Origin of the sequence: Alteribacter aurantiacus DSM 18675 (assembly GCF_000429705.1) — a bacterium.
Lineage (GTDB): Bacteria > Bacillota > Bacilli > Bacillales > Salisediminibacteriaceae > Alteribacter > Alteribacter aurantiacus.
This window is the reverse complement of record NZ_KE386941.1, coordinates 543,005-563,037: the sequence shown is the minus strand read 5'-3', so window position 1 is coordinate 563,037 and position 20,033 is coordinate 543,005. Positions and strand designations below refer to the sequence as shown.

Below are 20,033 nucleotides of genomic sequence, written 5' to 3'. Positions count from 1 at the left end.
TCTAGTTGGATCGTTTATAAAATGGTGTGGCGACCACTTTGGCTTTTAGGCGGCGTTTACGAACTTGTACTTCTACCTCTGTATCAAGGGCCGTATATGCCTTGTCAAGAATGGCAAGACCGACGTTTTTCTTTAATGTTGGAGATTGTGTTCCGGTAGTCACAAACCCGATGTTCTCCCCATCTGTATTGAACACCTCGTAGTCTGTTCGAGGAATTCCTTTATCAATCATTTCAAGGCCTACGAGTTTACGTTTTAGCCCTGATTCTTTTTGTTCTTTTAATACACTTTTCCCAACGAAATCAGCCTCTTTATCGGTTTTAACAGCGAAGCCGATTCCTGCTTCAATTGGCGTGATGTCGTTTGTTAATTCCTGACCGTAAAGGGCAAGACGCGCTTCAAAACGAAGGGTGTCTCTAGAACCAAGCCCACAAGGTTGGATTCCTTCTTCTTTACCTGTTTGTAGGAGAAGGTTCCATAGCGCTCTAGCATCTTCAGGGCTACAATAAATCTCGAATCCGTCTTCCCCTGTATAACCGGTCCGTGATACAAGAGCTTCAATTGACCCGATCTTTACACCATCACGAAATTTGAAGAAAGTGATCTCAGAAAGGTCCGTGTCTGTTTCTTTTTGAAGGATTTGTTCAGCAAGAGGGCCTTGGATCGCGATTTGAGCATAGTCATCGCTTACGTTTGTCACCTCTACGTTTTCAAACCCTTCAATACGAGAAACCAACCAGTCATAGTCCTTTTCGATATTGGAGGCGTTCACAACAAGAAGGTAGTCTCCCTCTCCCCGTTTATAATAAACAAGGTCATCTACCGTTCCACCACTTTCATAACACATGGCTGTATATTGACAACCGTTTGTTTTTAACTTTTCTACGTCATTTGTAAGTACACTTTGTAAAAAAGCTTCTGCACCAGAACCTTTTACATCAATTTCTCCCATATGGGACACATCGAATAAACCTGCTTTCGTACGTACCGCTTCGTGCTCTTCTTTGATGCTTGAAAATTGAACAGGTAAATCCCATCCCCCAAAGTCAATCGTTTTCGCTTGATCTTTGTACACATCATACAATGGTGTCTTGTTCCCCATCATCATGCACCTCCACTTTTTGTTCGCGCTTCCACGAATAAATCAGTCCAAAGCTTCTCGTTCTTTTTTAACGCGATAATCTTAGCTTTTTCCATAAAAAAAGACAGAGACCTCCCTAAAAGTAGGTGAGGTCTCTGTCTGATGTACCTGAGAGTTTCCTTTCATAAAGAAAGTGTCCCCATGGGTGGCCCAAAAGTCGGGCTCTTTCCAGAGTTGCGTCTAGCAAGAGTCTTTTTTGCCTGAGAGATTCACAGGTTTCTGTTTGCTCCTTCGGCGTCGCGTCTGTCGCGATCTCTCCCCTTGCTTTCATTCGCCTGATATGTAATTAACCAAACTGAATTAGGAACGTTCTCTTTTTCATAGAAATTATGGAATTGGAAAAGCTACTATTAGATAAAATCCGTTGCATCTCTATGGTATCACTATCTTATTTTAGTTGGCAATAACATCGTTTGACAATTTCAAATAGGAGCACTACTTTTTATTGGAAAGGAGCCATCATCCATGCACTCCCCTAAAATCATCTTTGATGAAGAATGGACAAGTTCCCTTATCGAACGAGTGGAACAAAACGGCCCGTGGGAAAACTGGCAAATGTATAAAATGGCAATCGAAGCTGAGAAAGAGTTGCTTATCGAAGAGTTTGAAGGATTAAGAGCTCCATCACACCTCCCTCATCTAAGCATCTTCCCTCATCAGAAGGAAGCAGCCGAGCGAGTGCTCACTGAAATGAATGGAAAAGCCATTTTGGCGGATGAAGTAGGTCTTGGAAAAACAATTGAAGCAGGTCTTATTTTAAAAGAATACATGATTCGCGGACTTGTAAAAAAAGTGCTTATCTTAGTTCCTGCCTCTCTTGTCACTCAGTGGTGCAGTGAACTGAATCAAAAATTCTACATCCCTGCTGTGGAGCAGCGAAAGCACTATGTTTGGGATCAATGCGATGTGATCGTCAGCTCTATTGATACAGCAAAGCGAGAGCCTCACAGGTCAACGATCTTTGAACAAGAATACGATATGATTATTATCGATGAAGCCCATAAACTTAAAAACAAAAATACGAAAAACTATCAGTTCGTAAGGCAATTAAAAAAGAAGTTTTGTCTTTTATTAACCGCAACACCTGTGCAAAACAAATTGAGTGAGGTGTTTCACCTCATTTCCATACTAAAGCCCGGGCACTTAGGTAATGAAGAAGCTTTTGCAAAAGAATTTAAAGACGCTGATCAACATGAAGAACTTAGGCAAATTGTACAGAAGGTAATGATTCGTAACCGCCGGTCCGACTCTACAATGGACTGGCCAAAACGTGTCGTAAAAACGGTCGAGATCGACTTTTCAGAAGAGGAAAAAGAACTATACGATACTGTCTCAGCTCTAAAAAATCGTTGGGGCAATAAATACCAATGGAGTTTGTTCCCTTTTACGGTCCTCACTTTACAAAGGGAGTGTTGCTCTAGCCGTGAAGCTGTATATATGACCTTAAAAGGTCTATTAGGACAAGAAGATATGGCTCCTGCGTTAAAAGAAGAGTTAGAGCGGATCATGACAATGGTAGAGAACGTCTCTCGCCACGCCAAAGCCGAAAAAGCACTTGAGCTCATTCAATCCATCGATGACAAAGTGATTATTTTTACAGAGTACCGAGCCACTCAGCTCTATCTCCAATGGTATTTTGCCCAACACGGTATTAAAGCCGTTCCATTTAGAGGTGGCTTTAAGCGAAGTAAAAAAGACTGGATGAAACAGTTATTCAAAGATCGAGCTCAAGTGCTCATTGCAACCGAGGCTGGTGGTGAAGGGATCAATCTTCAGTTTTGCCACCATATGATCAACTATGACCTTCCTTGGAATCCCATGCGTATTGAACAACGAATTGGGCGAATCCATCGTTTAGGCCAAGAACATGATGTTCACATCTATAATTTCGCTGTTGCAAATACAGTGGAAGATCATATACTAAAAACATTGTACAAAAAAATCGGGTTGTTTGAGGAAGTCATCGGAAAGCTGGATGATATTTTGGAAAAAATGCGTGAAGAAGAATTGGAAATGCACATTTCCAATATACTCAACCACTCCGAGTCCGATGGTGAAATTCGGATTAAACTAGACAATTTAACAGCTTGTATCGATGCTCATGAGGAGGAGAACGAACGTGTTGCAGACCGACGTGCATAATTATCTCCGAACATTCTTTACTGAAAATGAAAGCCCTATCATAGAGGAAAGCGACGGCCATATACATATTCAACTGAGTATTGATATGGACAAGCGTTTAATGAATCGCCCTTTTTATTGGCAGTACCTTGAAAAAATCGGCGGGGTCCCAAACCCTATGAAGCTGACACTGATTACAGACGACAGTAAGGCACCCGAGGACTTGAAAGGTGAGCGAATTCACTTCGGTGCACCTAGACTTCATCACATTTTCCGAATCGCAAAAGAGCTAGGCTCTCATGTGAGAATGTATGAAAAGGTTGCCCGAACCACATTGGCAGATGGTTCGATCTCTTTACTCCCTTGGCTCAACGTCAACATGAAACTATCGTATGAAGCTGAAAAGAAGAAAGATCGCTTTGTTTCCCTTGGGTTGAACTTAGTAAATGGAGAAATGGTTGATGGGTTTGCGGACCAAATGATCCATCTTCCGTTAGAACCTGTAATTCCGGATTATTGTTTCACAGTATCTCCCCTCATTAAACCTGCAAGTGGTATGAATCGCATTCGCATGTACCTTGAAAATGAACTTTTAAAAGAGGACCATACATGGGCTACTCAAGCAGTTGAGAAAATGAATCAAGATTTGCGCCTTTTGGAAACGTTCTATACAGATGAAGACGATCGCCCTGAATCATATGAAAATGAAAAGGAAGCCATTACGCGCCAGTATGATCCAAAAATAAGTATGAACGTCATTAACGGAGGCCTTTTCTACCTCCACCAGCATCCTCTTAGCATTAAACGCAAGATCCTTCCATACCGAAAATAAAAAGAGGCTTGATTCAAAAGGAGTTTTCCCTTCTGAATCAAGCCTCAAATCATGAATGTTTCAAGTGTAGAACGCGTTAAAGACCATTCTTTTTACGCTCTTTTCATAAACCGTTTCTTGTTTTTCTTATAAGAAATAAAAAAAGCAAGGGGGATCAATCCAAACCACCGATTTATGGCAGGCGGTCTTGCTTCCTTTTTTTCCAACCGCTTTTTCTTTCTTTCGCTTTTCGGTTGGTCGGCATATTCAACAAATTGCTGTGTGACGAATTTTACATAATCATTTGTTTTCATAGATTTCACCTACCTGGTTTCTGATACTAAGTATAACCAGATCAGCTACTCTTTAATCAGTTAAATCAAGCAGAATCCGCTGGACCACTTCATAGGGAGAACAACCATGAGTATGGATTGTAATAGCCCCCCGTTCATACAACGGTTTCCTTCTTTCAAACCGCTTCTGTAAATCATCTTTTTTTAAAGCTGCTAAAGGGCGGTTAGGATCTCCGAATATCCTTTCATACAAAACGGGAAAAGGAGCATCCAAAAAGAAAATCATCCCTGTTTCTTTCATAATCCGTTGACTTTCTTTTGTTTCTACTACCCCTCCCCCAGTTGAAATCACGATTGATTTTCGGGAAACGTCTATTAGTGCCTGTGTTTCCAGTTTACGAAAGTGCGCTTCTCCGTGCTCTTTAAAAATGTGTGGAATCTTTTTGTTACTTGTTTCTTCAATATAATCATCCAAATCAACGAAACCAACACCTAATTTTTGGGCGAGAAGCTTTCCCACGGTGGACTTACCCGCGCCCATAAAGCCCGTTAAGTAAATCGTTTTATTTAATCCTGACATGATTACGTCACTCCATCACCTTTGTCATAATCTCCACGTAATCTCATCGTAACGTATTTGCTTATGTTAAAAAAGGAAAGGATGTAAAACACGATAAAATAGTATCTACCCTAGGGTCCCCCCCTCCCTCCACTTAGCTCGATTACCGTTTTCAGTATTAAAATGAAAGGACCCTTCTCTCTTTGAACCTTTTGTTGTTTCAACAAACAATTTAACATAGACAACATGTGAATTGACTTCTTGAACTTCAAATTCCATCCGCCCATCCATTGATACTATAACGCCTCTTTGCAAGTTAGCCCACTCACCGTTTAGGAGAATATCCGAGACGCCCTCAGCACCATTCACAAGCAAATGGTCCAATATTGTCAATTCCCAATGTTTTGATGTGAATTGTTGCTCACTTTTTAAAAGAGTTACTTGATGGAGGATTAAGCCACTAAAAACGAGCAATACAAAAACGCTAATTAACACAACGAAACCTCTCTCGTTGTTATGTTTCACTTTTTTTTCCTCCTATAAGCGTATTGATCCGTTTTGTATAGGAGTTGTTATCAACGGTTTGAATTTGTACTACCACACCACCGTTAACTTGTTCAAAGCGAACCGAAGATACCCCTTCCAAGTAAATATCATAGCCTAATCCTCCTACTTGCCTGACCATGCGTTTGTTATGAAGAACGAATGTCTCTGTTTTCACACTCCCGTCATCTAGTACACTCAAAACAAGCCGCTCTCCATCACGATCGACCTCATACTCATCTACTGATCTAATAGCCAACTGCAATTGAAACATAAATAGGTTGACATCTTCATCCGTAACCATAGGAGATGGTTTAGTAAAAAGAACGAGGAATAACGAAAATAGCGTAGATAAAACGACTGTAAATACAACTAACGTTACTATCATTTCCAGCAATGAAAACCCATGCTCATTGGTGTAAACATTTCGATCGTTCCTTACCATAATAGTCCCAATTAATACATACCTCCCATTCACCGTCCTCCTCAATCAAATGGATGTCAAACTTGACGCCATTATGGTTAAATGACCCTGAAGACGGTTTAGAATTGTCATAACGCAATTCAGATAGCATTTCGATTAATCTCCCGTGTACATAACGCTCTTGTTCAAGAAGAATTCGCTCTTGTTTGATAGACACATACACTGGTAATACCGTTCCAGCAATGATTGAAAATATAAACAAACCAATAACCACTTCAATGAGCGTAAACCCATCATATTTTTTCAATGTAGAAGCGCCCCCTAATAAATACAAAAACCACTCGATAGATAGTAGACCCATGGTAAATGAAGCTGGTTGTGCCACTTCTCTCTATTCTTCCACTAGGTAAAAACCGAGGATTCGACAACCCCATTGACGTCCCACTAAAGTTTAGTCCCTCAGGAAAAGTCCTAACTCGAAGCTCTGTTCGTCCTTGCATCACTTTATAATAACCCTCATGAGCATTAAAAACGAAATGAACGGATAAACCGTCAGTAATGGCTTTGATTTGAGCGTAATAAAGGTCTTTTTCAAGGACTTCAAAAAATAGCTCTGCTTCATTAGCTTCAGGCTTTTTTATACCAGGTATAGCAACCATCAACAAAACAGATAGAATGGACACTACAACGACAAGTTCAATTAAGGTATAGCCTTTATTGTTTTGCACTCACTTTTCCTTTATCATCGACAGTCAACTCTCTATTGTTTGGACACTTAATTGTGGTCACATATCCTTTTTCCGCCAATTCATCAAGGTTTGTTAGTCTTGTCTCTTCATTTGCGTTGTATGCGATGATCTGAGCTTCCACCATTTTGATCGTTGCATCGCACCCTTTGTCGTTTGCAATTTCAGTATTTTTCCCTAAGCCTGGAACTGCAATGAGCAATAGTACACTAATGATCATTAACACAATCACCATTTCAATCAACGTAAATCCTTGTTCGTTTCTTTTCATCTCTTCACCTCATTTTTTATTTACCACGTTGAGGTCATTTGAAAGACCGGCAACATAAGGGATAAAAACAGTAGTAAGACAAATAAACCTATGACAAGGTATAACATCGGTTGAAGCCTTTTAATCGACTTCTCGAATTTAAAGCAGATGCGTGAAAATAAAAAGTGACTGTATCTCTCCAGTTCCTCACCAATCCTTCCTTTTGCTTCTCCTAATGCAATGACTGTTACCAACTGTTTCTCGTAGACACCGCTCGTATTAACAGCTGTAGAAAACCGCTCTCCCCCTTGGATGATGAATCTCATGCGTTCTGCTTCATTTTGATAAAACGTGAGCTGACTATCCTGTTTTATCATCAATAAGCACTGATGCAAAGACATTCCACTGTTAAGTAACGGATAGATTTGGCTAACGAGAAAAAAAGTAAGAAGAGCACGTACATAGTAGGAGAGAATGGGGATGGTAAGGAGAAAATCGAGTCGTTTTTGAATCGTCCACTTCTTAAAGAACCATAAACCAATCGCAAAACAAGCCCCAAGAATAAGTAGTGACGGAATGTCAATCATTTGAAGAACACGAAACAAAATGGTTGTCATTAAAGGAAGATCTTGATCCATTTGAGTGAAAAATGATTCAAATTGTGGAAGCACTGAACGAAGAACGACGGAGACGAGAACAATTAAAGCGAAAAGCATCATCATTGGATATTGCAACAGTCGTTTCATGTGTTCCCGAAGGTTATGCTTGGTTTTACACAATTCGGCTGCCATCGTTAAGCCTTTACTAAAATCACCGTATTTTTCCATCATCAGGAGATGACTTGTTATTTCTCTAGAAAAGCCATATTCAACCAACGTATCAGAAAGGTATTCTCCTTGACGAAGTGAGCCGGTAATGGATTGGATCATCACTTTTACTTTGCCATCATAGTACTTTTCTAAAATGACGAGAGCTTCTTTGATCGGATACCCTCCGTCAATCAACGTACTTAACTCCTTTAGCCATTCTCCTTTTTCCAATTCATTAGCAAAGGGATCTAATTTGTTATTTACTCGTAACATACGTTCGCCTTTTCCATTTAACCACTTCCTGGTCAGATAAGTAGCCTAGAGCATATGCTTTTTTCATATGGGTGTGATTTTTTGTTGAAGGTGGGATTTCACGACGAATGATTTGTTGAAGGTTGGTTCCTGAGAGGGTATCAAAAATTGCGGCTCTTTTTCTCCTTCTTCCACATGCTGCATGACAATCACCATGGCATAAAGGACATAGAAGTTTAACGAGGGTTTGAGTGGTAACGGCCAAGAGGGTTTCAGAGATATCAGCAGCACTTAAGCCGAACTCTTCCAACCGTCTAACAGCCATCGTCGTCGTAGATGAATGAAGGGTTGATAAAACCAAATGTCCTGTCATCGCTGCTCTAAAAGCCATTCTGGCTGTTTCTTCATCACGGATTTCTCCAATCATAATCACATCTGGATCGTGACGCAACACATTTCGTAAGCCTTGAGCATAGTTAACGCCCGCCTTTTCGTTCACTTCCATCTGCAAAAAGCTGTCGTGTCTTCGTTCAACGGGATCTTCCAGTGAAATTACATTTTTCCTCTCCGTTTTTATACTTTCATTCATTAGGGCATAAAGCGTCGTTGTTTTTCCCGATCCCGTAGGCCCGCACAATAAAATAAGGCCGTGATTTACAAATGTTAGATCGAGTAATTCTTTCGCTTGGGAGTTAAATAATGTGAGCTGTTTAAGTGGAGGTGGACTACCTTGATGAAGGAGGCGTATAACTAGGGTTTCGGAGTAGGTCATAGGAAAGGTGGATAAACGCAAGGAAAAAAGTTGCTTGCCAAGAAACATCTCAAAGGCACTGCTTTGTGGCCTCCTACGTTCACCGATATCCATTCCCGATAAAAATTTCAAATGGGCAATCATCTTTTGTAGCAGTACCGAGGTTGTTACGTGGGCGTCAAGTAAATCTCCATTAATTCTAAACCGGACAATTCCATTTTGACGGGTGGGCAAAATGTGTACATCTGAAGCGTGTTTGCGTGCAGCATCCATTAACAGTTTCTTTGTCCAATACTCAACATCCATTGGCATCACCGACCTTTTAACAATATTTTAATCCTGTTCCCCCTAAAGATTCTACAAAAAATTCCAAATTCCTTCATTTTTTTATTCTGTGCATAATCTTTTTTAAAAAGAGACATTCTATATCTTGTAGCGCCGATGGGGTGTAGCCAAGTGGTAAGGCAATGGACTTTGACTCCGTGATCGTAGGTTCGATCCCTGCCATCCCAACCATACATAAAAAAGAACGCCAAGAGATTGGTGTTCTTTTTTGTTTTATAGGAGGAGGTGCAAGAAAGAAATCTAATCGGCTTCCCCACTCTATGATTAATTAAACGGGAGCTAGATGAAACTTTTTCATGTAAAAACACCGCGAAAGGGTAGTTTCGCGGTGTTTACCTGGTTTATTTTTTTAGCTCAGCCGCATCTTCTGCCAGCTTTTCGCGCGTTTGCTCAATTTCTTCAATTACTTGTTGAGCTAGTTTTTGGCCTTCGCCTTTCTCGTCTTCCAAAATATCTTTCACATCTGCTGATAAGTCTTCACTTAAGTCAGATGCTTTGTCAGAAAGACGTGAAGACTTGTCAGCCACACGGCCCCATTGCTCTTTTGCCGCTTCACTCCACTCTCCAGATTTCTCTTTTGCTAGCTTCGAATATTCATTTCCTTTTTCTTTTGCAACATTTGTAAACTCCAGCGTTTTATCTTTTGCTGTTGTTGCTTGCTTATTAATGTCTTCACGTAATTCTCTACCAGACTTTGGTGCTGTAAGCATCGCTGCGGATGCTCCTACAATCCCCCCAACAATTGCTCCAATAATAAAATCTTTCGTGTCCATTTTACTCATCCTGACAACCTCCAGTTTTGTTTTGTATTTCACAATGAAAAAAAGTCATTTATAATTCCTTTACCCTTATTTTCTACCTCTCTAAACTAAAACCCTTTAATAAAGGAACATTTCTTCTAAAAAGTTATTCTTCACTTTTCGGCGATTTTTTATTCTTTTTTTATTTATCTTCCTTATTTGGTGTTATTCCTTTTACAATTTTTGTTCTAAGCTTTATTTCTCCGAGATTTATTTTACAAACGGACAATCTTTGTTTTATAATAAAGTGTATTGATTTATGCATACTAAACAAAGCAACGTTTGGAGCTACATAAAAGGAGGGATGCATCATGGATCGCATGTTCCGTGTAATCAGCTTCTGGACCGGAATGATGGCTATTCTCTTTATGGTTGGAGGTATGCACGAAATGGCAATGTTGTTCTTTGGTCAGACTGGCGTGTTTTTAGCCCTTAGCTACTTAAACCTGACTGAACGTACTTACATCTACATCTTCGGCGCATACTTAACATTGTTCTTCGTTGGTTTTACTTACTACACTACCTTCATCATGGTACCTGGAGTAGGACACTAAGAAGAAAAAAATCCCCGGACAACTAAGTCTGGGGATTTTTTTGTGTAAAAATGCTCTCCCAATGCATTTTCATCATGTTTTTTCCTCGTCGTTTACCCTTTGGACCCTCACTTTGCTAGGTTGGGGTTATAAGGGTCCCGTGTAAAATAATCATACCGGTAATAACCACTTAACCCCTTTGATTGTACATTTACTTCGAATGCGTCACTGATTCCACCAGGCTGCACGAGCGTGGCAATGGCGCGATTTTGTTTGGTTTTGTCGGAAAAGGGATTAAGATGCTCCACTTCCAGCAAGAACGTAAACAATCCTGCTTTTAGAAGAAACGAAGACTGCCGTTCATGAACGACCTCCTCAAAGCCTGTTTCCTTCATGATTTTTCGATAAGCATCCCATTGTATATGAGCAGTAAGATCCATCTCTCCAGGATAAGCTAAAGGATTGCGTACTTGTCGGTGATTTTTATATCCCCGTAATGACCCATCTCTTAAAAAAGTTGCTGCTTTTTCATCATTTGAATAACCGTAGTCAATCGTGACCACTAACCCCTTCTCAAGCCACGCCGCTACCTTCTGAATCCACGCTCTCATATAGACGCTAACCTCCGTGCGATGACCTTCAGGAAGAGAGGGTCCATAAGATGAGATCCATTCAAGCACCTCTTCATGTTCACAAGGTACCGTTACTTCTTCTAACTCACCATCTTTAACCGTGATACATACTTCTTCAATTGAACCGTCTTTCTTTCCTGATACCACATGAACGGGAAAAGCATCCACTAATTCGTTTGAGAATACAATAGCTTCCCTTTGCCCCACTTCTACATCCCCTAAACATGGGACTACTGAAACAATGTCCTGGTGACACTTGAGTGCCTCGGTAATTACTTTTTTATGGTGTTCACTTGTTTCTACTATTGAATAATTCATGGTTTGGTAAAGATCGGGATCCGTCTGTTTGACGTAAGATAAGGCATGTAAAGCAAACGTCCCGTCTCCACCACCAAATTCAATGATGTTAGGTGAAAGCTTTTCTTTCTTTATCACATCCACGATAAAAGTCATGATCGTTTTCGGAAATACAGGGTGAACATGATTGCTCGTGTAAAAATCCCCTTCACGACCTAACTTCGTTTCCTCTTTTGCGTAATAACCAATTCCCGGCTTGTATAAGCACGTTTCCATAAACGTATGATAATCGATTCGCTTGTTCGGATCTCTTTCAATCATTTGAATGAGATGGTCTTTCAATAGCCCCACTCTCCCCTCTTATCGCTTACATCATTCGAGAAAGAGAGTAAGAAGTCCTTTTCATTTCCTATATATCCTTCTTTTCTTCATCCATCATTCGATATTTAACTCCTTCCACTTCTTTAAACTGTCCGCTTCTTTTTCCCCACAGATAGATGATCACAGCCATTCCAGACAGACACATCAGTGTAAATAAAAAAAACCAGCCAGCTACGTTCATTCCTAAATAAACACCCTCACTCACATTAAACACCTTCTTTCAATGTTACTTTTACACGAAAGATGGTGACTTATACCAGTAAGGAGGGTGCAAGTCATATTAAAATCCGTTTAGAAAGGGATTGCTTTCTTTTTCATCACCTATGGTTGTTGCTGGGCCATGGCCATTGGCAACGATCGTTTCATCAGGTAAAACAAGAAGCTTATCATGAATGGATTTGAGTAAGGTGTCCGTGTTACCACCAGGTAAATCTGTTCTCCCGACGCTCCCTTGAAATAAAACGTCTCCTGAGAAAATCACACTTTCTTCAGGAAGGTAAAAAGAAACGCTTCCCGGAGAGTGGCCGGGGGTTTCCAACATGTGAAACACAAAAGAACCAATCTGAAACTCCTTATCACCTTCAATCGTATCGATATTTCCGTTTACTATAATTGGAGTGATGCCTGCAAATCGCCCTGACCCATTTTTCGCTGGATCAATAAGCCATTCTTCTTCTTTTTTATGAACATAAACCGGTACTTTCCTTTGTTCCAGGATACCGTTTATTCCCCCAATATGATCGAAATGAGCATGAGTGAGAACAATGGCCATAAGGTTTAGTTGTTCGTTTTCCAAAAAGGATAATACTTTTTCAGGATTACCCCCGGGATCAATCATGATTGCTTCTTTTCTTTCGTTATGTAATAAATACCCGTTCGTTTGAAGGGGCCCAAGTGGCATTTGTATGACTTCCATCATTATTCCTCCTCTTTTCTGATATTTCTATTGTACTAAAAGGAAAAGGTTTTTCCAAAGAGTGTGAGTAGGACTCGACAAAAAGAAAAAAAACAAGTAAAATAAACTTGCATTAGGTAAAACTAGTTATAGAAAGTTTTATTTACATACGATAGGAGGCGAAAGTATGGCCTTTGGGATTATTTGTTTATTAGTAACCATCTTTTCAGCTCTAGGCTTATACCGCGAATTTAAGAAGAAAAACTTTTTTGCCGTGGGCTTTGCGGCTTTAACAGTTGCTGTATTTGGCTGGTTCTCTGTTATGACCATTTTTGCCTATATTACACGCGGCGGTGGCGGTGCACTGTAAAAAGTACTCTAGTAAAAAAGGGTGTCCAATTTGGACGCCCTTTTTTACTGCATTGCAGTTTTACGCTCAATTCAAACGCTACGCAAGGTGTCCGTTTCCAGAGCCCCTTTTTCTATCCTTGCCCTTGGTCATGAGCAGACTTTTGACTCTCTCTGCTTCTTCTTTCATCCACTCGAATCGTGGTAATGACGCGCTCCACATTTTCTTTCGCATGCAAGTCATGAATAGCTTGAAGCACGTTAAACAATCGTTTGGACGGTGCTTCAATAACAATACTGCGCTCATATGCAGTCCATGTCACAGATTTTTCGTACGTGGTTAACAACTCTTTTACCTGCGCCAAATATTCAGCGTCAGACTTCGTATTATCTCCGATGGGAACCACACTAATATCAGCTGTAGCGATTGAAAGAGTTGGTTTCTTTACGTAATTACTCTTATTTCTAACTTTTTCAGGAAACTCTTTCATAGCCAGTTTTCGGTAGGATCGTATTGCTGCTTTTACATGCTTCTCTTTAGGCTCCTTGGTTGTAACATGACGTTGAAGCCAATAAGAGATTGTAAGAAGTCCACGATGGAAGCTTGTTTCTTTCGTTCGGTTTAACCAATACGTTAAGAAAGGCATCAATAGAAGAGCAACTAGGGATGAAACAGTCATGACCATGTTTACCCCGCTTATCAAACCTGAGCTCAAAAGAACTGCATTGGATAAAACAAACATAAAGAAATAAAGAACAATTGCATTTGTAGAACAGTTCCGATTTGTTATTTCAGCATTTGAAATGTGTTTTCGATTTACTATACTAATTCTTTCTTTGCAACTGAACACCTTATGTTCTGCCCCGTGATATCTCTTTAATTCGCTTGGAAAGTAAAAATGCGTTCCTGCTAAAAATAATACCAATGCACCGAAAGGAAGAGCAGGTAAAGGCCAACTCTCACCTAAACCGAGGGGACCTCCTATTCCTCCCACTATTACGAGCAAAATTGCATGATACCAAAAGGGCATAGAGAAAAACACAAGTCTCCCTGCAGCTAACATCGTTTTCCCATTGACAGGTTTCACCCAGGTAGTATGCTTATTGTTCTCTTCATACGAGCAGGCCAAGTATTTCTTCCCCATAAACATAACGCCTTTTTGAAACGACATCCCCCGAATCACGACTATTCCTCCGACTCTTCCTGTGATTGTCTTGATATCACCCAATATTCAGTTGGTCCTGAAAAAGCAATGTCACTTTGACCCAACGTATTCGAATCAAGATAACTACCGTGAGTCCATGTATGAGCATACCTTACTTCTGCGGAGGCTACACGATCGTCGTTAAAGGCTACTTTAATCGCTCCGCTGTTTCCATATGTAAGATTCTCTTCCATTCTGTTAGGAAACGTGAACAAGACACCTTTTTCACTCTCTACCATGTCATCCGTTGAATAAATTCGATCCACTCCTTGCAAAAGGTGTAATTCTGCTTCTTGAACATCAACATCAATGACTTCTCCACTTTGATCATAAAAGACCATTTCAATATAATCGTCCCCGATGACACCGTCACTCGGCATGGTATCCCAGCTCCAGCCCACATACGCACCTGTATCGGATAACGTTACATGCAATTCAGTTCTTTCATCCAAATTTTCATTATCCACCTCATCTGCACCCATGATTGAATAGTATCCTAGAAAGAATAGACCAATCATAACTGTCAAAGGCAAAAAGATAACCAATTTATTATTCCCCATAAATATAACTCCTTTATTTGTCTGTATTCTCCTGCAGAGCTTCTTAAACATTTTTCCTATAAGTTATTAATTCAGTCATGCCTACAATTATCATACGTTTTTTCAAGGTTCATTTCCACCAGTGTAATAAAAGTAATCCCTCCATGTATTATGTCTAGAGTTACTCCTCCTAATTTAATCTCTCTTCTTTCTCTAACTCGCTTATCGTAACACTTTTTGAGTCCAGGTTTCTAATATACTAAAGCATTTGATGATAAAAAACGTAAAGAAGGCAGAAGTGTTGTCGCTTCTGCCTTCTTTTTTATTCTATTAAAGGAGACGCTCTTACCTTTGTGACCCACATAATGGTCGCTTCACTTCACCATGTCACTTCATCAGAAAAGGCTCATCAATAGGCCTGCTAACAATAGAATAACGGCTCCGCCAAGGCGAGAAGCGATCTGCGCGAAAGGCATTAACTGCATACGCTTTGCAGCAGAAAGTACTGCAACGTCCCCTGTTCCACCCATGTTAGCCATACATAATCCTGCAGTAATACTGGATTCAATTGGGTAGAAGCCCACTAGGCGTCCTATGAGACCAGCTCCTAGCATCGCACCAACTACAACTCCAAGGACAATCAGCACATATTGAAGCGTTAAAGCATTTAATACTGCCTCAAGGTCTGTATACGCAACCCCGATACCAAAAAGCAGTGCAAGGGTAAAAGTTTTAGCTACAAACTGATACCACTGGCTTGCTCCTTCTACAATTGTTGAAGGAATGACATTCATGATTTTAACTGCTGCTACCAGCAAGATCATAATGGCATAGGGATGAATAGGCAGAATAAGTCCAAGCAACTGGCCGACCGTGAAAAATAGCAAAGCTGCCAGGACACCAACTCCAAGTTTTTTAAGATCGAATGTCGTCGTGGTTTTCGTTTCCTCAAAACCATCCATCAGTTTACCGTTACCACTGAGACTCGGAACACGTTGCCCAAGTTTATTAAGCATACTTGCCAGCACAATGGCAAAAACGTTACCGAGCGCAAGAGCCGGAACAAGAATTGAAATATAGTAACTCGCCGGCTGATCCAAAAACTCGGAATAAACCTGAGCCATCGGAACGGCACCGGCACCCATACCGCCGCCCATGATTGGTAGGGTAATAACGAGAACGGCATCCTGAAGTGTAAATCCGACCAGTTGCCCGATTATCCCTGCGAGCAACACCGCCCCTGCGATCGCCCCGAATATAGGAGCAAAATAACGCAAGCCGATTTTAACGAGCATTTGAGAATTCATCCCGAGAATACTCCCTGTAATGAGTGCAGCAATGTAGAAGTCAAGGAACCCACCTGTTGTCATAAACTGATCAACCTGGGTGACTATTGTATCTGGCAAAATGCCACCATAAACAAGGTAGGCCGATCCAAAGATCGCCACAATCGCACCGCCACCTAGATAACCTTTCACGATTGGAGTACGGTCGCCAATCCAACCAAGGGCCTCGCCGATTACAATCATAATAAGTAGACTGCCAATCATCCCAGCAGGGAGCGTCTCCGTGAAGACCGCAGCCAATGTCAATACGAATATGATCGCAAAGTATGGCATTGGAATATTAAATACAGACACTTCTCTGTTCTTCTTTGACACATCAGGTACCGTCTTAAACGGTTGATCCTTTTTTACGCGCTTAAGTGCTTCCATGCTGTTTTACCCCCCTCTGCTTCTGTGCTACAGTTTCGACTGCTTCAGCCACAATCCGTGCTACTTTTTTATTTAACGGACCGGGAATAATGTAAGAAGGTTTCAGCTGATCTTCCGGAATTAATCTGGCGATCGCTTCTGCTGCCGTTATTTTCATCTCCTCTGTAATATCTGAGGCTCCTGCATTTAACGCACCGAGGAAAATGCCAGGAAAGGCAAGTAAGTTGTTAACTTGGTTTGGAAAATCTGACCTACCCGTCGCAACGATCTCTGCTCCTGCCCCAAGTGCATCATTTGGGTAAATTTCCGGAACAGGATTGGCTAACGCAAAGACGATCGCTCGCTCTTTCATTAGCCTTACTTGAAGTGGACGAAGAGCATTCGGTCCTGAAACACCAATGAACACATCAGCCTTTTCAATTACGTTATCCAGTTTTCCCGTTTTATTTTCTAAATTTGTCCATGAAGCCATTTCTTCCTGCTGGCTGTTCAACCAAGGCTCACCTTTTGCTACAATTCCTTCGAGGCTGACTAAGGTGATATTTGTGAAACCAGCACTGAGCAGCAACTTTGCAATGGAGATGCCTGCCGCTCCAGCTCCATTTATAACAACCTTCGCTTTATCTCTCTTACGGCCTGTATACTTTAAGGCATTAATTAGACCTGCAAGCACAACGATCGCCGTTCCGTGCTGGTCATCATGAAAGACCGGGATATCAAGCTCTTCTTTCAATCTCGCTTCAATCTCAAAGCAACGAGGAGCTGAAATATCCTCCAAGTTAATGCCAGCAAATGTTGGAGCCAGCGACTTGATGATGTTAATCAGCTTCTCAGGATCCTTTTCATCAAGACAAATGGGGAACGCATTCAATCCTCCGAATTCTTTGAAAAGCATGCACTTTCCTTCCATAACTGGCATCGCAGCTTTCGGTCCAATATCTCCAAGACCAAGTACAGCAGATCCGTCTGTCACAACGCCTATCATACTGCCACGGACGGTCAGTGTATTCACTTTACCCGGATTCTCTTCAATTTCTCGGCACACATCTGCTACCCCAGGCGTATATACGAGGCTTAAATCCTCTTCGCTCTGTATAGGTAACCTGTTTGTAATTTCTATTTTTCCATTTAGACGTTCGTGTAACTCTACTGCTTCGCTAGTATGTTTTTTAATTGCCATTTTTGTCCCTCCCGTTATGAGAAAACGCTTTCAATTAAGTGTTGTTTAATCGTAAGCTAGTTTTTTAGAGAATCCTAGATTAAGTAAATTAACAATTAGTTTTGTAAATAAAAAAAGCTGACCACCACGGGCCAGCCAGCTTGCTCTATTTTTATACACGTTCTAAAATCTTTTCTTTTTGCTCATCATCAAGTAAGAATAAGTGTTGTGGACGACCGACTGTACCGTAGGTCAACCGCTCTCCAAGCAATCCGGTTTCCGCCATATATTTTAAGTATTTTCTAACAGTTACTCGGGAAATACCCGTGCCAGTTGCAACATCTTCAGTAGAAAATGCCGGCTTTCCGAGCTTAATGATCCCATGCATTACCATGAGAAGCGTATTTTCAGAGAGCCCCTTTGGAAGCTCGCCTACCTTTTTCTCTTCTTGGGTAAACCAGTGCTCATCCAATTTCTCCTGATCCAGAACATCATGCTCTTCGAATAACTTCCTTCTGCTTTGGTATTTCATCATCGCTTCTTGGAACCTTTCAAAATCAAAAGGCTTCATGATATAATCCACTGCTCCGTACTGCATCGCTTTTTTTACTGACCCGGCATCTGACGCTGCCGTTATGAGGATAACATCCCCTTCCCATAAGCTTTCAGCTCGAAGTTCCTTAAGTAGTTCTAAGCCGTTATCAGCACCAATGTAGATATCAAGTAAAAGAAGGTCTATTCGTTTATCTTTCAAAAACCTTTTTGCATCCTCATAATTATGGGCAATTCCAACGGCACTAAAGCCTTCAAGCTTCCCTACATATGATTTATTCCATTTCGCAACCATTGGATCATCATCTAAAATAAGAACGTTGATCATTACTTCTCCTCCTTACTTTCATAAGGTAAGGTAACAGTAACTGTCGTCCCTCTCCCTCTGAGAGTATCAATTGAAATTGTCCCAGAGCAGTCCTGAACTGTCGACCAGACAAGGTATAGACCGTATCCCCGGTCACCACCTTTTGTAGAGTACCCTTTCATAAACAGTTTCTCTTGCTCTTCCTCACTCAGCCCTGGTCCATTATCCTTAACAACAATGATCATTTCATTTACTTCAACCTGGAACATTATTCGAATCAATCTAACTTCCTGTTGTTGTATCGCTTCTACAGCATTATCGATGAGGTTACCGGCAATTGTAATTAAGTGGTGTTTCATTTGAGGATTAATAGGAGCGGGAATCACAGAAGGAACAACCACTTCCATCTGCACCTTCCTTTCTCGTGTAAAACTGAGTTTTCCGTGCATAAAGCCTCCTAAAACCGGATCAGCAAACTGCTTCAGTGCTGAATCATTGGCTGTGGAATTAAGCTCAGTCAACTCATAAATATAATTCTGAAGCTCCTCATATGCTTTAGTATGGAGCATTCCCATAATGACGTGTAGCTTGTTTTTCACTTCATGAGACTGAGCACGAAGCGCTTCACTATAAACCTTTACCCCGGTCAGTTGTTCTGCTAGCGCGTTCATTTCCGTTTTATCCCGGAATGTTGAGATCGCTCCAACGACTTCATCTCCAACAGTCAAAGGTACCCGGTTAATAAGCAGTGTCATTCGATCGAGACGCATTTCTTCATCAAGCTCCGCCTCTCCAGTCTCGAGTACCCGGTTCAATCCTGTCTCAGGCAGAAAGTCTATCGCTTTTATACCAACTGGGTCCTGGGCGAGTCCTGCCTTCTCAAGTAGCCTTCTTCCCGACTCATTAACGAGGGTCACCACCCCATGTTGGTCCACGGCAATGATGCCTTCGCGGACAGACTGGAGCATTCTGTTGCGCTCCTCAAAGGTTCTGGCGATGTTTCTCGGCTCCTGTCCATGCAAAATTTTCCTTACATAAGCGGCAATAAGGACAGCACCAATGATTCCGATCGTTATACCAAAGAGGGAACTCGTGAGAATAATTCCATGATTTTCTGCTAGTAGCTCATCGATTGAATCTATTGAATCTCCAACTGCCACAGCCCCTATCTGCTCTCCACTTGTACTAAAAATCGGAGTAAATGAACGTAGAGATGGTGAGAGGGTTCCTTCGGCCACGGAACTATACGTTTCGCCTTGAAGAGCAGGCCATTGATCATCTCCAATGAACGGTTCTCCAATTAAACTCTCATTCGGGTGAGAAAAGCGGATCCCGTTCATATCCATTACAACAACAAACAGAAGGCCGGACGTTTCCCTTACCTTCTCTGCATACTCCTGCACAGCTAAGGCATTATTAGCTTCCAACCCCAGTCTGATTTGTTCCTCTTCCGCAACAAGCCTTGCAAACGTCTGCCCCTTACGTTCCTGTTCTTCTAATATATTATTCCCCACAGCATGATTGATTAAGATGTCGGTCATTAGCAACGAGGCGCTAACGACAGCGACAACCAGTATGATTAATACCGTCCGCAGAGAAAGCTGCTTCCCCTTCACAGTTTTACC

General features: G+C 41.2%; 24 protein-coding genes, 1 tRNA gene and 1 riboswitch. Of the genes, 5 read left to right on the top strand and 20 right to left on the bottom strand.

Annotation, left to right across the window (positions count from 1 at the left end):
• Position 1 precedes the first annotated feature (1 nt).
• Positions 2 to 1,102 carry a glycine cleavage system aminomethyltransferase GcvT gene (gene gcvT / locus G476_RS0106025; protein WP_425387225.1) on the bottom strand — a complete coding sequence of 367 codons (1,101 nt, stop codon included), beginning with the start codon at positions 1,100 to 1,102 and terminating at the stop codon, positions 2 to 4.
• Positions 1,103 to 1,318: 216 nt separating this feature from the next.
• Positions 1,319 to 1,412: riboswitch (glycine riboswitch) on the bottom strand.
• Positions 1,413 to 1,606: 194 nt separating this feature from the next.
• On the opposite strand from gcvT, the gene G476_RS0106015 reads away from it, so the two are divergent.
• Both G476_RS0106015 and G476_RS0106010 read left to right on the top strand, forming a co-directional pair.
• Positions 1,607 to 3,283, top strand: a complete 1,677-nt coding sequence (locus G476_RS0106015; protein WP_026689291.1) for a DEAD/DEAH box helicase — start codon at positions 1,607 to 1,609, stop codon at positions 3,281 to 3,283.
• The gene (locus G476_RS0106010) at positions 3,261 to 4,094 is read left to right on the top strand and encodes a YqhG family protein (protein WP_026689290.1); all 834 of its coding nucleotides are present in this window, start codon (positions 3,261 to 3,263) and stop codon (positions 4,092 to 4,094) included. Before G476_RS0106015 ends, G476_RS0106010 begins: the two co-directional genes overlap by 23 nt.
• A 92-nt stretch (positions 4,095 to 4,186) precedes the next feature.
• Here the strand turns inward: G476_RS0106010 and G476_RS0106005 are convergent, their stop codons facing one another.
• The 9 genes from G476_RS0106005 to comGA form a co-directional block, all read right to left on the bottom strand.
• A complete protein-coding gene (locus G476_RS0106005; protein ID WP_026689289.1) occupies positions 4,187 to 4,387 on the bottom strand; it encodes a YqzE family protein in 201 nt (66 codons plus the stop codon).
• Between the two features lie 52 nt (positions 4,388 to 4,439).
• Entirely contained in the window at positions 4,440 to 4,946 is a 507-nt protein-coding gene (locus G476_RS0106000; protein ID WP_035186168.1) for a shikimate kinase, read from the bottom strand.
• 105 nt (positions 4,947 to 5,051) lie between these two features.
• Positions 5,052 to 5,450, bottom strand: a complete 399-nt coding sequence (gene comGG / locus G476_RS0105995; protein ID WP_026689287.1) for a competence type IV pilus minor pilin ComGG — start codon at positions 5,448 to 5,450, stop codon at positions 5,052 to 5,054.
• Complete coding sequence (locus tag G476_RS0105990) at positions 5,440 to 5,946, bottom strand: competence type IV pilus minor pilin ComGF (RefSeq protein ID WP_156906527.1); 507 nt, start codon at positions 5,944 to 5,946, stop codon at positions 5,440 to 5,442. Before G476_RS0105990 ends, comGG begins: the two co-directional genes overlap by 11 nt.
• Positions 5,879 to 6,199, bottom strand: a complete 321-nt coding sequence (locus tag G476_RS0105985) for a type II secretion system protein (protein WP_026689285.1) — start codon at positions 6,197 to 6,199, stop codon at positions 5,879 to 5,881. The genes G476_RS0105990 and G476_RS0105985 overlap by 68 nt, the downstream gene beginning before the upstream one ends.
• A complete protein-coding gene (locus G476_RS0105980; RefSeq protein WP_026689284.1) occupies positions 6,186 to 6,620 on the bottom strand; it encodes a prepilin-type N-terminal cleavage/methylation domain-containing protein in 435 nt (144 codons plus the stop codon). Before G476_RS0105980 ends, G476_RS0105985 begins: the two co-directional genes overlap by 14 nt.
• Positions 6,607 to 6,909 (bottom strand): competence type IV pilus major pilin ComGC, encoded by a 303-nt coding sequence (comGC, locus tag G476_RS0105975; protein ID WP_026689283.1) that lies wholly within the window; start codon positions 6,907 to 6,909, stop codon positions 6,607 to 6,609. The genes G476_RS0105980 and comGC overlap by 14 nt, the downstream gene beginning before the upstream one ends.
• A 20-nt stretch (positions 6,910 to 6,929) precedes the next feature.
• The gene (locus G476_RS0105970; RefSeq protein WP_026689282.1) at positions 6,930 to 7,970 is read right to left on the bottom strand and encodes a type II secretion system F family protein; all 1,041 of its coding nucleotides are present in this window, start codon (positions 7,968 to 7,970) and stop codon (positions 6,930 to 6,932) included.
• Positions 7,954 to 9,006, bottom strand: coding sequence for a competence type IV pilus ATPase ComGA (comGA, locus tag G476_RS0105965; protein WP_051314835.1), 1,053 nt, complete (start codon positions 9,004 to 9,006; stop codon positions 7,954 to 7,956). Before comGA ends, G476_RS0105970 begins: the two co-directional genes overlap by 17 nt.
• Positions 9,007 to 9,142: 136 nt before the next feature.
• On the opposite strand from comGA, the gene G476_RS0105960 reads away from it, so the two are divergent.
• Positions 9,143 to 9,216: transfer RNA gene (locus G476_RS0105960), tRNA-Gln, on the top strand.
• Positions 9,217 to 9,386: 170 nt separating this feature from the next.
• Here the strand turns inward: G476_RS0105960 and G476_RS0105955 are convergent.
• The gene (locus G476_RS0105955) at positions 9,387 to 9,827 is read right to left on the bottom strand and encodes a YtxH domain-containing protein (RefSeq protein ID WP_026689280.1); all 441 of its coding nucleotides are present in this window, start codon (positions 9,825 to 9,827) and stop codon (positions 9,387 to 9,389) included.
• Positions 9,828 to 10,156: 329 nt separating this feature from the next.
• On the opposite strand from G476_RS0105955, the gene G476_RS0105950 reads away from it, so the two are divergent.
• The gene (locus tag G476_RS0105950) at positions 10,157 to 10,399 is read left to right on the top strand and encodes a DUF2626 domain-containing protein (RefSeq protein ID WP_026689279.1); all 243 of its coding nucleotides are present in this window, start codon (positions 10,157 to 10,159) and stop codon (positions 10,397 to 10,399) included.
• Between the two features lie 107 nt (positions 10,400 to 10,506).
• On the opposite strand, the gene G476_RS21365 is transcribed toward G476_RS0105950, so the two are convergent.
• The 3 genes from G476_RS21365 to G476_RS0105935 form a co-directional block, all read right to left on the bottom strand.
• Positions 10,507 to 11,658 (bottom strand): class I SAM-dependent methyltransferase, encoded by a 1,152-nt coding sequence (locus G476_RS21365; protein WP_051314678.1) that lies wholly within the window; start codon positions 11,656 to 11,658, stop codon positions 10,507 to 10,509.
• Positions 11,659 to 11,716: 58 nt separating this feature from the next.
• Positions 11,717 to 11,893 carry a cbb3-type cytochrome oxidase assembly protein CcoS gene (locus G476_RS23500; RefSeq protein WP_156906526.1) on the bottom strand — a complete coding sequence of 59 codons (177 nt, stop codon included), beginning with the start codon at positions 11,891 to 11,893 and terminating at the stop codon, positions 11,717 to 11,719.
• A 75-nt stretch (positions 11,894 to 11,968) separates the two neighbouring features.
• Positions 11,969 to 12,607, bottom strand: coding sequence for an MBL fold metallo-hydrolase (locus G476_RS0105935; RefSeq protein ID WP_342664041.1), 639 nt, complete (start codon positions 12,605 to 12,607; stop codon positions 11,969 to 11,971).
• A gap of 163 nt (positions 12,608 to 12,770) precedes the next feature.
• On the opposite strand from G476_RS0105935, the gene G476_RS0105930 reads away from it, so the two are divergent.
• Complete coding sequence (locus G476_RS0105930; protein WP_026689277.1) at positions 12,771 to 12,953, top strand: DUF2759 domain-containing protein; 183 nt, start codon at positions 12,771 to 12,773, stop codon at positions 12,951 to 12,953.
• Positions 12,954 to 13,065: 112 nt separating this feature from the next.
• On the opposite strand, the gene G476_RS21360 is transcribed toward G476_RS0105930, so the two are convergent.
• From G476_RS21360 to dcuS, 6 genes are all read right to left on the bottom strand, one after another.
• Positions 13,066 to 14,115, bottom strand: a complete 1,050-nt coding sequence (locus G476_RS21360) for a DUF1385 domain-containing protein (protein ID WP_035186164.1) — start codon at positions 14,113 to 14,115, stop codon at positions 13,066 to 13,068.
• Between the two features lie 2 nt (positions 14,116 to 14,117).
• Positions 14,118 to 14,696 carry a hypothetical protein gene (locus tag G476_RS0105920; RefSeq protein ID WP_026689276.1) on the bottom strand — a complete coding sequence of 193 codons (579 nt, stop codon included), beginning with the start codon at positions 14,694 to 14,696 and terminating at the stop codon, positions 14,118 to 14,120.
• Between the two features lie 374 nt (positions 14,697 to 15,070).
• Positions 15,071 to 16,390 carry a 2-hydroxycarboxylate transporter family protein gene (locus tag G476_RS0105915; protein ID WP_026689275.1) on the bottom strand — a complete coding sequence of 440 codons (1,320 nt, stop codon included), beginning with the start codon at positions 16,388 to 16,390 and terminating at the stop codon, positions 15,071 to 15,073.
• A complete protein-coding gene (locus G476_RS0105910; RefSeq protein ID WP_026689274.1) occupies positions 16,377 to 17,570 on the bottom strand; it encodes an NAD(P)-dependent malic enzyme in 1,194 nt (397 codons plus the stop codon). The genes G476_RS0105915 and G476_RS0105910 overlap by 14 nt, the downstream gene beginning before the upstream one ends.
• Positions 17,571 to 17,721: 151 nt before the next feature.
• A complete protein-coding gene (locus G476_RS0105905; protein WP_026689273.1) occupies positions 17,722 to 18,429 on the bottom strand; it encodes a response regulator in 708 nt (235 codons plus the stop codon).
• A complete protein-coding gene (gene dcuS / locus G476_RS0105900; protein ID WP_026689272.1) occupies positions 18,429 to 20,024 on the bottom strand; it encodes a DcuS/MalK family sensor histidine kinase in 1,596 nt (531 codons plus the stop codon). Before dcuS ends, G476_RS0105905 begins: the two co-directional genes overlap by 1 nt.
• Between the last annotated feature and the right edge of the window lie 9 nt (positions 20,025 to 20,033).